At 33.9% G+C, this 13126-nt stretch carries 13 protein-coding genes; 8 read left to right on the plus strand and 5 right to left on the minus strand.

The window, feature by feature from the left end; genetic code table 11:
- Window positions 1–62: 62 nt before the first annotated feature.
- Both N7659_RS00135 and N7659_RS00140 read right to left on the minus strand, forming a co-directional pair.
- The gene (locus N7659_RS00135; RefSeq protein WP_263275240.1) at window positions 63–1397 is read right to left on the minus strand and encodes a glycosyltransferase family 4 protein; all 1335 of its coding nucleotides are present in this window, start codon (window positions 1395–1397) and stop codon (window positions 63–65) included.
- Complete coding sequence (locus N7659_RS00140; RefSeq protein WP_263275241.1) at window positions 1397–2398, minus strand: glycosyltransferase; 1002 nt, start codon at window positions 2396–2398, stop codon at window positions 1397–1399. The genes N7659_RS00135 and N7659_RS00140 overlap by 1 nt, the downstream gene beginning before the upstream one ends.
- Window positions 2399–2564: 166 nt before the next feature.
- Between N7659_RS00140 and N7659_RS00145 the strand changes: the two genes are divergently transcribed.
- Entirely contained in the window at window positions 2565–3365 is an 801-nt protein-coding gene (locus N7659_RS00145; protein ID WP_263275242.1) for a class I SAM-dependent methyltransferase, read from the plus strand.
- 61 nt (window positions 3366–3426) lie between these two features.
- On the opposite strand, the gene ccpA is transcribed toward N7659_RS00145, so the two are convergent.
- Entirely contained in the window at window positions 3427–4428 is a 1002-nt protein-coding gene (ccpA, locus tag N7659_RS00150; RefSeq protein ID WP_263275243.1) for a catabolite control protein A, read from the minus strand.
- A 185-nt stretch (window positions 4429–4613) separates the two neighbouring features.
- On the opposite strand from ccpA, the gene N7659_RS00155 reads away from it, so the two are divergent.
- Window positions 4614–5693 (plus strand): M24 family metallopeptidase, encoded by a 1080-nt coding sequence (locus tag N7659_RS00155; protein ID WP_263275244.1) that lies wholly within the window; start codon window positions 4614–4616, stop codon window positions 5691–5693.
- A 39-nt stretch (window positions 5694–5732) separates the two neighbouring features.
- Here the strand turns inward: N7659_RS00155 and N7659_RS00160 are convergent, their stop codons facing one another.
- Entirely contained in the window at window positions 5733–7340 is a 1608-nt protein-coding gene (locus tag N7659_RS00160) for a ribonuclease Y (protein ID WP_263275245.1), read from the minus strand.
- Window positions 7341–7490: 150 nt separating this feature from the next.
- Here N7659_RS00160 and N7659_RS00165 point away from each other — a divergent pair, with 150 nt between their 5' ends.
- From N7659_RS00165 to N7659_RS00190, 6 genes are all read left to right on the plus strand, one after another.
- Window positions 7491–7973 (plus strand): S-ribosylhomocysteine lyase, encoded by a 483-nt coding sequence (locus N7659_RS00165; RefSeq protein WP_263275246.1) that lies wholly within the window; start codon window positions 7491–7493, stop codon window positions 7971–7973.
- 163 nt (window positions 7974–8136) lie between these two features.
- Window positions 8137–8559 (plus strand): MarR family winged helix-turn-helix transcriptional regulator, encoded by a 423-nt coding sequence (locus N7659_RS00170; protein WP_199567136.1) that lies wholly within the window; start codon window positions 8137–8139, stop codon window positions 8557–8559.
- A gap of 73 nt (window positions 8560–8632) precedes the next feature.
- On the plus strand, window positions 8633–9592 hold the full coding sequence (locus N7659_RS00175; RefSeq protein WP_199567137.1) for a VOC family protein: 960 nt from the start codon (window positions 8633–8635) through the stop codon (window positions 9590–9592).
- 20 nt (window positions 9593–9612) lie between these two features.
- A complete protein-coding gene (locus N7659_RS00180) occupies window positions 9613–10521 on the plus strand; it encodes a VOC family protein (RefSeq protein ID WP_263275247.1) in 909 nt (302 codons plus the stop codon).
- Window positions 10518–11126 (plus strand): flavin reductase family protein, encoded by a 609-nt coding sequence (locus tag N7659_RS00185; protein WP_263275248.1) that lies wholly within the window; start codon window positions 10518–10520, stop codon window positions 11124–11126. Before N7659_RS00180 ends, N7659_RS00185 begins: the two co-directional genes overlap by 4 nt.
- 9 nt (window positions 11127–11135) lie before the next feature.
- Window positions 11136–11738 (plus strand): alpha/beta hydrolase, encoded by a 603-nt coding sequence (locus N7659_RS00190; protein ID WP_263275249.1) that lies wholly within the window; start codon window positions 11136–11138, stop codon window positions 11736–11738.
- Window positions 11739–11804: 66 nt separating this feature from the next.
- On the opposite strand, the gene N7659_RS00195 is transcribed toward N7659_RS00190, so the two are convergent.
- Window positions 11805–13103 (minus strand): cell division site-positioning protein MapZ family protein, encoded by a 1299-nt coding sequence (locus N7659_RS00195; protein WP_263275427.1) that lies wholly within the window; start codon window positions 13101–13103, stop codon window positions 11805–11807.
- Window positions 13104–13126: the final 23 nt, after the last annotated feature.

Below are 13126 nucleotides of genomic sequence, written 5' to 3' on the forward strand. Positions count from 1 at the left end.
GGATGAGATAAAACGTGTCTCTATGTGACATTATAGCATGATTTATAAATATTTCAAGCCCCTTAATCTAAAAAATCTCTAATACGATTGACAATTTTTTTACGTGTTTTAACAACTTTAACTGATGTTTTTGCGGTTAATTTAATTGCTTTTACAGGCAATGACATGGTATTTTTAACTAATTTGATAGATGTATCTGTTTTGCTACCTTCAACAGATAAGGAGAGCTTTTCTTTTGTAGTCATTTTTTTTGCAATGATAATATCTTGATAAAAAGCATAAGCAGATTTACCAAATTCCTCAGCTGAAATTTCACAAAGCTTATCTCTTAAGCGGTTTGGATTCATTTCAGGGGTATTAATGACAGCATCCAAAATAGCATCTGATAAGTCTGTTTCTCTGTAATAAAGAGTGCCAAACATTTTGTCATTGATTAAGTCATCAAGATAGGGATTGCCATGAGCAATCACTGGTTTTCCACTGGCTAAACTTTCAATATAGGTCAATCCTTGTGTTTCACTAGTTGAGGCACTAATAAAGAAGTCAGATGATTTGTAGTAGCGGACAGTCTCTTCATGGTTAACCATTCCAGTGAATATAACATGATCATAAATACCAAGTTGATTAACTAAATCTTTCAAATTGTCTAAATAAGGACCATCACCTACAATCACTAATTTAACCTTATCATTTTCAGCTAACACGAGAGGAAATTGTAGGATAATAGCTTGAATATTTTTTTCATAGGAAATTCGAGATAAACTAAGAAGCATGGTTTCATCTGGTAAAATTCCTAATTCTTCTCGTAGGGAACAAATTGAGTCCTGAGAAACTTCTCTATTAACAAATTGGTCCAACTTAATTCCTGTTGGAATAATTTGTTTAGGTATTTTAATATCGTAGCCATCTAAGATGTTATAGACAATTCTAGTTGGACAAATCACACCATCTAGATCATTGAGATAACCACGAACAATGTATTTGACCATGCTTGGTCTAATCACTTTTCCTTTGGCAATATAGCCAACATAATCTTCATATTGTGTATGGTAGGTATGAACAACAGGGATTCTCAAGGCTTTACCTACCATTTTCCCCAACAGCCCCATTCCAAACTCAGTTTGCGTATGAATGATTTCAATATCATACTTTTTAGCAATTTTATAGGCTGAAAAAAGACCACGATAAACAATGCGACGATCTGTAAATGATACAAAAGGGATGCTTGGTAAGCGGATAATCGTTGGGTCTTCAAAACGCTTAACATGTTTATCAGTTGTTGTAAAAATATAAACGTCGTGACCTAATTTTTCTAATTCTGTTTTTAAAGTGTAAATACTTGTTGCAACACCTGATACTTGAGGAAAGTAGGTGTCCGTAAAAAGACCTATTCTCATTATTTTAGCACCATCACTTTCTCATAAATAGATACAAGTCTTTGACCAATTTTATCAATACTTCTTGCCTCAGCAACTTTGTATCCTGCTTCTTCTTTGTGACTCTTTCCATCCAAAACCTTTTGAATAGCTGCAACAAACCCTGGAACATCTTTTGCAAATTCTACGGCATCCTCAGTTAGCCAACTGTCATAGACGGGAATGTCGCGAAGAATTGTTTGTTGCTTACTTGCTAGAGATTCTAAAACAACAATACCTTCTGTCTCTTCTTTACTAGGGAAAAAGAAAGCATCGCTCCCTGTCATTGCACCCTCAAAAATATCACCTTTAATATAGCCAGCAAAGGTCACATTTTTAGGATGATTTTTTGTCACAATCCTTCTAACAGAATGTGGGACAACCCATTTATTTGTTTCACCAAACCAAATAAAACGAACATTAGGAAGTTTTTCAGCCACTTTGACAAAATCTTCAATGCCTTTTCGTTTGAAATAAAGACCTGCACACATAATCACCTTTTCATTAGATTCAATGTTAAAGTAATCTCTAAAGGCTGCTTCTTTTTTAGGGTTTTTGCCATATTTTTTTAAGTCAATACCATTTGAACAAACAAAAATAGGTGTTTTAATCCCATAGTTTTTAATTAATTTCTTTGAGTACTCTGTTGGTGTAATAATCGCATCAGCTTTTTTGTAAAATTGACAAAGATACCATTTAAACAAGGGACTTATGAGATTAGAAAATATAAAAGAATTTCTAAAATCTTCCTCAGTAGAATGCCCATGCATGATAACTTTTTTACCTTGTTTTTGAGCCTTTTTCATTAATTGCCAACTTTTATAACCATAGGTATTCATATGAATTAAATCATAAGTGTCATTGATATCTGTTGTATAGGATTGATTAGCCATTGTCAAGGCTTTTTCTTGATGTTTAATGGCACGTCCAATACCTGATTTTCTGAGGTAATTTTCTGCCTCTAAATACAATAATACTTTCATAGACCTATTATATCTTATTTTATTTTATTTTTCATCCTGTAATTGTTAAACGATATTTTTTCAAAAATAACAATTTATTGATAAATCAAGCAATAAAACCTTTTCCTAAGTTTTTTATGATGATATAATATTTTTAAATATAGATTTTTTTAATAGGAGAATTCTTATGAAGATAAACTTAACAGGCGTAATGGAAACCATGCTCATCACTTTAGATGTTAGAGCAAGAGACTACCATTCTGACAATTCTATCTTAAACGATAAAAAATCAGCAGAGATGATTGAAAAAATTGATTATGATTTTTCAAAACTTGAAAATGATATGAAAAATTATTATGGCATTCTTTCTCGGGCAAAAGTGATGGATGATGAAATTAGTAAATTTATTAAACAATATCCCACCTGTCATATTGTTTCCATTGGTTCTGGTTTAGACACACGTTTCAATCGTCTAGACAATGGTAAAATTCACTGGTATGATCTTGATTTTCCCGATGTCATTGCTATTCGTAAACAATTTTTTGAAGAAAGTGATCGGGTGACATTTATTCCAAAATCAGCAACTGACCCTAGTTGGGTTGATGAGATTCATCCAAATGGTGAAAAACTGTTAATTATCTCTGAAGGAGTTATCATGTACTTCAAACCTGAAGAAGTTAAATTCTTTTTAAATCTTTTAACAGACCATTTCGACGAATTTGTACTGCATTTAGACTGTACACCAAAAGCTGTGGTTAAAAAAGCACATATGAACAAAGCCGTTAAAAAAACAAATGCCCAATATTTTTTTGGCATAACCAACGGAAAAGAAATCACCGAACTTAATCCCAAGTTAAAACAAATTGGTTATATCAATTTTACTGATGAGTTTAAAAAATGGCTACCCGGTCTTAAAAAACTACTTATTCCAATCATTTACCTTTTTAATAATCGTTTAGCTATGTTTACTTATAAAAAAAAGTATTAATAAAAAGCTTTGCCTGGTGATAAACTGACCAAGCAAAGCTTTTTACATTTAAAATTAAAATCTATTTTGTTGTTTGACGTTTCTTAATCCCATGATTAAGAATAATCTCTTTTTCTTCCAATTCTTCTTTATTCATAATTTTCGTCAACATTCTCATACTAACTGCACCTAAGTCATAAATAGGTTGACTGATTGAACTCATGTTTGGACGAGTATATTTGGTAATAGGTGAGTCATTACTAGTGATAATTTCAAAGTCTTCAGGAACTTTTTTACCTGCTGCAAACAAACCATTTAAAAGTCCTGCAGCTAATTCATCGTCTGCGACATAAGCTGCTGTAGCACCAGATGTCATAATACGACTAGCTAATTGGAAACCATCCTCGTAATTATATTTTGTTTCAAATACGAGTCCTTCTTTAAAAGGTATTTTATTTTTTTTCAGACTATCCTTATAACCTTTTAAACGAATTTTACCATTGATATCATCAACCAGTGGTCCTGATATAAAAGCAATTTCTTGATGATTTTCAGCTAAAATATCGGTTACTTCTTGAACAGCCTTACGATAATCGATATTAACACTTGGTAATTGGTGTTCTAAATCAACTGTGCCTGCAAGTACAATGGGTGTTCTTGTTCTTGAAAATTCCGCACGAATTTTTTCAGTGAGGTGATGACCCATAAAAATAATACCATCAACTTGTTTAGAAAAGAGTGTATTAACAACACTAATTTCTTTATCATCATCTTCATCACTAGAGGTTAAAACAATATTGTACTTGTACATTGTTGCAATATCATCAATTCCTTTAGCTAAAATGGAAAAATAACTATTTGAAATATTCGGAATCACGACCCCAACAGTTGTTGTCTTTTTACTTGCTAAGCCACGAGCAACAGCATTAGGACGATAATCTAGTCGTTCAATAACTTCTAGTACCTTTTTTCTAGTATTTTCTTTTACATTTTTATTACCATTTACAACACGGCTCACAGTGGCCATTGACACACCTGCTTCACGCGCAACATCATAAATCGTGATAGTATCATCAGTATTCATTCATAGTACTTCCTTTCTTTTTGAAAATGACGCTTTCAAGAATATTTTAGCACTATTTGAAAACACTTTCAACCATAAAAATATTTTTTTAGTCAAATTGCTGTCTTTTTTTCAGCAAATTGACATTTTATCTTGCTTTTTTAGCTTTTTTTTGGAAGAATATAAGAAAAAGAAAGGTGAACAAAATGACAAAAATTAAACAACTTACTAATACCCTATCAGAAAAAATGATCAATGTTGCCATCGTCTCTGATCCAGTATCTATCAATTATTTAACAGGTTTTTACAGTGATCCTCATGAGCGTTTAATGTTCTTGTTTTTATTTGCGGATAAAAAACCTCTGCTTTTTCTTCCACAGTTAGATGCTAAACGTGCTGAAGAAGTGCTAGACTTTCCTGTTGTTGGTTATGTTGACTCTGAACAACCATGGCAAAAAATGAAAGCTATTCTTCCCAAAACAGACTATCCTCAAATAGCTGTTGAATTTGAAAACTTAAATATTACAAAACTAAGAGGTTTTGAAACAGTCTTTACTGGAGAATTTGTTGATCTGACACCAACTATCAATCAAATGCGTTTAATTAAATCAGCTGATGAAATTGAAAAAATGTTTGTTGCTGGTGATTATGCTGATAAAGCCGTGCAAATTGGTTTTGATAATATTTCACTTGACACAACAGAAGCAGATATCATTAGTCAAATCGAATTTGGTATGAAAAAACAAGGCATCCAAAAAATGAGTTTTGACACTCTTGTTTTAACAGGTAATAATGCTGCTAATCCTCATGGTATTCCTGGGACAAATAAAATCGAAAACGATTCTTTATTATTGTTTGACCTTGGTGTTGAGGCACTTGGTTATACCAGTGACATGACAAGAACAGTTGCGGTAGGAAAACCAGACCAATTTAAAAAAGATATCTACGAGCTTTGTCGTGAGGCGCAACAGGCTGCCATTGATTTCATCAAACCAGGGGTAACAGCTAGTCAAGTGGATGCTGCTGCTCGTGATATTATTGAAAAAGCTGGTTATGGTGAATACTTTAATCACCGTCTTGGTCATGGTATTGGCATGAGTGTTCATGAATTTCCTTCTATTATGGCAGGCAATGATATGACTATTGTTGAAGGCATGTGTTTCTCTGTTGAACCTGGCATCTATATTCCTGGTAAAGTTGGTGTTCGCATCGAAGATTGTGGCCATGTGACAAAGAATGGTTTTGAACTCTTTACCAAAACCTCTAAAGAATTATTATATTACTAATCAAAAAGACTTGGGAAATTCCCAAGTCTTTTTAGTCTGTTATTTTGCGTAATCTATCGCTCTTAATTCACGGATAACCGTTACTTTAATGTTTCCAGGGTAATCCAAATTATTTTCAATCTTTTGACGAACCTTGTGCGCTAAGATAGTCACTTCATCATCGGAAATCTTTTCTGGTTGGACCATAATTCTAATTTCTCTACCTGCTTGTAGGGCAAAACTATGGTGAACACCATCAAAACCATTTGCAATTTCTTCTAAATCGCGTAATCGTTTGATGTAGTTTTCCATTGATTCATTACGAGCACCTGGACGAGCTGAACTTAAGGCATCAGCAGCTGCTACTAAAACAGCAATAACACTTTCAGGTTCAACATCTCCGTGGTGACTAGCAATAGTATTGACAACGACTGGATGCTCTTTATATTTACGAGCAAGCTCCATACCAATCTCGACATGGCTACCTTCAACTTCGCGGTCAATCGCTTTTCCGATATCATGCATAAAACCAGCGCGACGGGCCAGTGCTTCATTTTCACCCATTTCACTAGCAAGAAGTCCAGCCAGCTTACCAACTTCAATCGAGTGGCGAAGGACATTTTGCCCAAAGCTGGTACGAAATTGCAAGCGACCCATAATTTTAATCAAATCTGGGTGCATGTTAAGGGCACCAATTTCATAGGCAGCTGCCTCACCATATTCACGAATACGATTATCAATATCTAGACGATTTTTCTCAACCAATTCTTCAATTCTGGCTGGATGAATTCGGCCATCTTGAATCAAGACTTCAAGAGTCGTTCTAGCAATTTCACGACGAATAGGATCAAATCCTGATAGGACAACCACTTCTGGTGTATCATCAATAATCACATCAATTCCAGTTAAGCTTTCAAGTGTGCGGATATTACGACCTTCACGACCAATAATACGCCCCTTCATGCTATCATCTGGCAGAGAAACAGATGTAATGGTTTGTTCTGTCACATACTCACCAGCTAGACGTTGCATGGCTTGAGATAACAATTCTTTAGCTGTTTTATCAGCACGATCTCTGACTTCTCTGTCTGCCTCACGAATGCGATTAGCAATATCTTGTGTCAGATTTTTCTCTGTTTCTGCGAGAATGATTTCCTTAGCTTCTTCTTGACTAAGAGAAGCCACTTTTTCTAATTCCTCAGTCTTTTTAAGTTCCAAAGCAGCAACTGCTTGCTCACGCTCATCAATATGTCTAGATTTATCAGAAAGACTTTGCTCTTTCGAATCAAGTGTTTTTTCTTTACTTGTTAAATTTTCATCTTTGCGATCAAGAGTTGAAGCACGTTCACTTAAACGATTTTCCATTTGTTTAAGTTCTTGTCTTTCAGACTTAAACTCTTGTTCAATTTCTTCCCGATATTTTCTAGCCTCTTCTTTAGCTTCTATAAGTAATTCTTTTTTATAAGCTTTACTTTCACGATCTGCCGTTTTTCTGATGTGATTGGCTTCTTCTTCAGCCTTACCACGTAAATTAACAGCATCTTGTTCTGCATTTAAAAGAGTTAGTTCTGCAGCATTTTTAGCAGATTTCATTTTTGCTGAAATTGCTACATAACCAATAACCAAACCAATGAGGGCACAAGCAATCATTATAAAAATGTTTGTCATGTTTATACCTCAATTTTTAAATTTTATTTATTCGATTTTCTTATGAAAACCTATTATAGTTTACCATAAAAAGAGATTTTTCACAATCCAAAAATACAACAGATAAGAAAAAAATATGGTATGATTAAAGAAGAGTAAAAGGAGGAAATTATGACTAAAGATGTTATTGTTGAAAGCTTTGAGCTTGACCATACTATTGTTAAAGCACCTTATGTTCGTTTAATTTCTACAGAAGTTGGGCCTAAAGGGGATGTTATTAGTAATTATGATATTCGCTTAGTTCAACCAAATGAAGATGCTATTCCAACCTCAGGACTTCATACTATTGAACATTTATTAGCAAAACTGATTAGAAAACAAATGGATGGAATGATTGATTGTTCACCATTTGGTTGTCGTACTGGTTTTCATATGATTGTGTGGGGTGAACATACTACCACAGATATTGCTAAAGTGATTAAAGCATCCTTAGAAGAGATTGCTGATAGCGTTTCTTGGGAAGATGTTCCAGGTACTACTATTGAATCTTGTGGAAACTACAAAGACCACAGTTTATTTTCTGCTAAGGAATGGTCGAAACTGATTTTATCAAGAGGCATTTCGGACGATCCTTTTGAACGTCACATCATCTAATGTTATAAAATCCATCGAAATAAAAAATAAAACATATCCTAATTGGTTTAACGTTTGCTTTTTTATTTCGATTTTAAATTATTTTAAGTTTTTAGAGCAAAACGATTGACAAGTGCCTTTTTCTCTGATAAAATTATTTCGAATTTTAAATAAAGGAGGGAATATGACACGTCAAGAGTTAGCTTTAAAAACATTTATTGGTTTAAAAAGAATATCTGATAAATTTGAGCAAGCTGTTAAACATGACGTACAAGCTTATGACTTAAATTCTAGTGAGTTTGCTGTTTTAGAATTGTTATACCATAAAGGTCCTAAAACAATGCAAGAAATTAAGGAAAGAATTTTAGTCGCAAACAGCAGTACAACATATACCTTAGATAAGCTTTGTCAAAAGAAATTAGTTGAACGTAGAACAAATCCTGAAGATAAACGTATTACCCAAGTTTATTTATTATCTGAAGGTGAAGAACTAATTGCATCATCTTTTCCAAAGCATGCTGAGATGCTAACAAAACTATTTCATAATTTAGAAGATGATGAAATCAAAACATTAAATGATCTTTTAAAAAAATTATCTAGTTGCTAAATGATTCGAGTGCTTATAGGCACTTAATCTATTACTAAATATTTCGAAATTGAAATAACGAAAGAGGAAAATTATGACAGACACTAACTTAATTGGTATTCACCATGTTACTGCAATGACAGACGATGTTGAACGTAACTATAAATTCTTTACAGACATTTTAGGAATGCGTTTGGTTAAAAAAACAGTGAACCAAGATGATATTCATACTTACCATACTTTCTTTGCAGATGACTTAGGATCAGCTGGTACTGATATGACCTTCTTTGATTTCCCAGACAATCCTAAAGGTATTAGAGGAACAAATTCTATCACACGAGTTGGTTTTCGTGTTCCAAATGATGCTGCTTTAGAATACTACTTGGAACGTTTTAAAGAATTTGGCGTTAAAAATGATGGAATCATTGATTTATTAGGACATAAAGCTCTTCCTTTTGAAGAAGAAGATGGTCAACGCTACCAACTCGTTTCTGACGAACATAATAAAGGTGTTGCTGGTGGACAACCTTGGAAAGAAGGTCCGGTTCCAACAGATAAAGCCATTTATGGTTTAGGTCCTATAGAAATTACGGTTAGCTATTATGATGACTTTAAAGATTTTCTCATGCAAGTCTATGAGATGAGAATCGCTGAAGAAGGTGATGACTACACTCTCTTAGAAGTTGGTGAAGGTGGTCATGGTGGCCAAGTTATTCTTAGAAAAGATACTGAAAGTAATCAAGAAGTGCAAGGTTACGGAGAAGTTCACCACGTTTCATTCCGTGTTAAAGATGGTGAAGCTATTCGCCATTGGGCTAAAAAATATGAAACTCTCAACATTATGAACTCTGGTCTTGTTGACCGTTTCTACTTTGAAGCACTTTATGCAAGAGTTGGTCACATCCTGATTGAAATTTCAACCGATGGTCCTGGATTTGCAACCGATGAACCTTATGAAACATTAGGAGAAATTCTTTCTTTACCACCATTTTTAGAGTCACAAAGAGAAATGATTGAAAATACTATTCGTCCATTCAACACAAAACGTCATTAATCAAAAGGAGATTATTTATCATGGAAGCAATTAAACGTATTCATCACATTACTGCTATTGTCGGTAGCGCTCAAGAAAACTTAGATTTTTATCGTGGTCTTTTAAAATTAAGATTGGTGAAACAAACAGTCAATTTTGATGACCCTAGTGTTTATCATCTTTATTTCTCAAACCAAAATTATGATCAAGGCACACTAATTACTTTCTTCCCATGGGAAAATGCTGAACCTGGTGAAAAAGGAAGTGGTCAAGTTGGACGTATTGCTTTTAGAATTCCTAAAGGTTCACTTGATTTTTGGAAAAAACGTCTTACCAACAACAACGTTGTGGTTGAAGAAAAACCTTGGTTTGAATACAATGCTCTTTACTTCCAAGATATTCATGGTTTAGATTTGGCTATGGTTGAATCTGGCGAAGCTGCTGATAAACCTGATATCATTGGTTTCCACGGTGCTATGCTCCTTTCAAATGACCCATCTGGTAGCCGCGATTTTCTAAAAGAATTTATGGGATTAGATGACCTAACTGAAAATGATGATGCTTATCGTCTTCAAACAGTTGGTATGGAAAAACATGATTTAGTTGTTCCTAATACCTCTTATGATCGTGGTGCTTGGGGACCTGGTACTGTTCACCATATTGCTTGGTCATTACCAGATGATGAAACTGAATTAGCTTGGCGTGAATTCCTTATTCAAAAAGACTACAATGTTACATCTGTTAGAGACCGCAAATACTTCAAATCAATTTATGTTCGTGAAACAGGTAAAGTTATCTTTGAATTTGCTACTGACGGACCTGGTATGACTGTTGATGAGGAATACGAATTTTTAGGTAGAGAATTACAACTTCCTAATATGTATGAAAAACGCCGTGAAGCGATTAGAGCACACTTGAAACCTCTAGAATTTAAGGATGAAATTGAATGATTTCTATTGCTAAAGAAGCATTAAGCGATAAAGAACAATACAAGATTTTGATTGGTAGTGTTATTCCAAGACCTATAGCTTTTGTTTCAACCGTGTCAAAAAATGGCGTTGTTAATCTAGCCCCTTTTAGTTTTTATAATATTGTTTCTCATAGACCGGCTATTTTATCAGTGAGTATTCAACAAGTGAATGGTCAAATGAAAGATACCGCAAGAAACATTCTTGAACAAAAAGAGGCAGTTATTCACAGTGTCAGTCTTGATAATCTATCAATGGTTAATCAAGCAGCTATCCAACTTCCTTATGAAGAAAGCGAATTAGAAGCTACAGGTATGACACTTGCTCCTTCTATTGCTATTAAAACACCGGGAGTCAATGAAGCTAAAACAAGATTTGAAACAATTCTTTATGATCATATTGAAATAAAAAATGAAGCTAATGAGATTATTTCGGATTTAATGTTATTAAAAGTACTTCATTACCATCTAGACGAAGCTGTCTATCAAAATACTTATGTGATTCCTGAAAACTTACAACCTATGAGTCGTTTGGCTGGTATAACATATGCACAACTAGGTAAGTTTACTGAATTAAAAAGACCTTAGGAGAAATCAATGGAACATATTTTTAAAAAAGGATCTAAAAAGGCACCTGTTTTAGTTTTACTTCATGGAACGGGTGGCGATGAATATAGTTTATTATCAATAGCTGAATTCCTTAATCCTGAAGCTTCTATTTTGAGCTTACGTGGTGAGGTTAATGAATATGGTGCTTTACGATTTTTTAAACGATTAGAAGAAGGTCTATATGACGTTGATGATCTTAATTATCGTGGTGGTGTCATTCGAAAATTTATTGAAGAAATGGCAGAAAACTATCAATTTGATTTACAAGATGTTGTTTTAGTTGGTTTTTCAAATGGTTCCAATATGGCTATTAATCTGCTATTGGCTGATCATACACCTTTTCATAAGGGTATCTTATTTGCACCAATGTATCCTGTAGATACTGAGCATTTAACACAGTTAAAAGAAAACACTCATGTCTTTATTTCTATGGGGGAAGAAGACCCTATCTGTTCCTTAGAAGACAGTCGTAATGTCGTAGAACAGTTTGAAAAGCGTGGTGCTAATGTCGATACTTTCTGGGTCAATAGCCATGAAATTAATTTAGACGCATTAAAAAAAGCCAAAGATTGGCTTGAAAAATTGGCTTAATGACCATCCTAAAATTGTTTACTCATATAGAAAACACTTCAACAGCGTTGAAGTGTTTTTCCTTATTTAATAATCAAGATCATCTGCTCTTCCAGGGGCATTCCCCACAAAGTAACCTGTTTTAGCATTAATCGAGAATAAGTACGTGCCATCTGGCTTAAACATATTATAGTAACCATTACCATTAATAATATTAACACGTTCTAATATATAATTATTACCTGAAATAAGACCTCTTTCTTGTGCTACGGCCACTATTCTTTCTAAAATGCCATCATTAAACACCCAAGAAGGATTATTAACATCAGCAATCACATCGTTATTATAAGGCACTCGGCTCAAGTCACGTTGCAAACTAGCTGGATCATAATTAGTAATACCATATAATGAGGCTGCATTATTAGTAACAATCGCATTATTTGTAGCAGGTGCTGCTGGGGCAGGTGGGACACTATTTGCTGAACCGTTTGAAGGTTGTGGTGCCGGTGCTTCAGAAGCTGCTTGATTTGCTGAGGCTACTTTTTCTTTTTCGGCCTTCTGCGTTAATTGTTGACGACCCTCTGATACTGCAGATTGTAAGACATTGTCAAGATTTGCTTTTCCAGTATTTAACATAGTCGTAGATATAGCATCAAAATTGGCAGAGTCTTTAATATTACGAGAAATCTTTTCACCATCAACTATAGCAGGTTCTGTGAATTGGTCATTAACCACTTTTATCGCATCAATGGCTTTTTTCAAAGAGTCATATTTTTCTTTTTTATCTGCGTAAGTAGACGTTCCTTTTAAATTATTTAAAACTTTTTCTAGCTCAGAAAGACGTTCAAATTCACTATTTTTAGGTTTTGTCATTTCTTTATCGACAAAAAAGCCAGCATATAAGTCATCAAATGCTTTAATATCTTCCTCTTTAGCTTTTGAAGTATCGGTTTCTTTTGCTACAGTAGGTTCTTTGTCATCGGTAGATGGGCTATTTAGATTATTTAAAACATAGCCAAAAGCAAAGACAGCTATTAATAAAGCGATTAGACTACCGATTATAAGACCTTTTTTACTTGAGGACTTCTTTGTTTCATCAAAAATAATATCATCTGACTCCTCAAACTCTTCTGGCTCTATATGGTCAAAAGCAATCGTTTCTTGAGAAAAATTTGTTTCTTCTTCTTGATTAATTTCTTCTCTTTTTTCTTGAATGAAGTCATCTATTTCTTTTAGATCATCTTGAGAGGCTTGAATTTTACTTTCGAATTTATGTTTTCCAACCTCATCACGATGTTGTTTAATATATTTATCTAAAATATTATCATTTTCATCAATGCCAGCTTTAATTTCTGAATCCTTACGAATAGCTTCTTCAACCGTCATATTTTTGGCATCGTCAAAATCCA

Origin of the sequence: Streptococcus sp. CSL10205-OR2, assembly GCF_025660655.1 — a bacterium.
In the GTDB taxonomy this organism is placed as follows: Bacteria; Bacillota; Bacilli; order Lactobacillales; family Streptococcaceae; genus Streptococcus.

What these genes read in the sequence shown, in the direction of transcription:
- N7659_RS00135 (WP_263275240.1), bottom strand. Translation starts at nt 1,397, where the DNA reads ATGAGAATAGGTCTTTTTACGGACACCTACTTTCCTCAAGTATCAGGT.
- N7659_RS00140 (WP_263275241.1), bottom strand. Translation starts at nt 2,398, where the DNA reads ATGAAAGTATTATTGTATTTAGAGGCAGAAAATTACCTCAGAAAATCA.
- N7659_RS00145 (WP_263275242.1), top strand. Translation starts at nt 2,565, where the DNA reads ATGAAGATAAACTTAACAGGCGTAATGGAAACCATGCTCATCACTTTA.
- ccpA (WP_263275243.1), bottom strand. Translation starts at nt 4,428, where the DNA reads ATGAATACTGATGATACTATCACGATTTATGATGTTGCGCGTGAAGCA.
- N7659_RS00155 (WP_263275244.1), top strand. Translation starts at nt 4,614, where the DNA reads ATGACAAAAATTAAACAACTTACTAATACCCTATCAGAAAAAATGATC.
- N7659_RS00160 (WP_263275245.1), bottom strand. Translation starts at nt 7,340, where the DNA reads ATGACAAACATTTTTATAATGATTGCTTGTGCCCTCATTGGTTTGGTT.
- N7659_RS00165 (WP_263275246.1), top strand. Translation starts at nt 7,491, where the DNA reads ATGACTAAAGATGTTATTGTTGAAAGCTTTGAGCTTGACCATACTATT.
- N7659_RS00170 (WP_199567136.1), top strand. Translation starts at nt 8,137, where the DNA reads ATGACACGTCAAGAGTTAGCTTTAAAAACATTTATTGGTTTAAAAAGA.
- N7659_RS00175 (WP_199567137.1), top strand. Translation starts at nt 8,633, where the DNA reads ATGACAGACACTAACTTAATTGGTATTCACCATGTTACTGCAATGACA.
- N7659_RS00180 (WP_263275247.1), top strand. Translation starts at nt 9,613, where the DNA reads ATGGAAGCAATTAAACGTATTCATCACATTACTGCTATTGTCGGTAGC.
- N7659_RS00185 (WP_263275248.1), top strand. Translation starts at nt 10,518, where the DNA reads ATGATTTCTATTGCTAAAGAAGCATTAAGCGATAAAGAACAATACAAG.
- N7659_RS00190 (WP_263275249.1), top strand. Translation starts at nt 11,136, where the DNA reads ATGGAACATATTTTTAAAAAAGGATCTAAAAAGGCACCTGTTTTAGTT.
- N7659_RS00195 (WP_263275427.1), bottom strand. Translation starts at nt 13,103, where the DNA reads ATGACGGTTGAAGAAGCTATTCGTAAGGATTCAGAAATTAAAGCTGGC.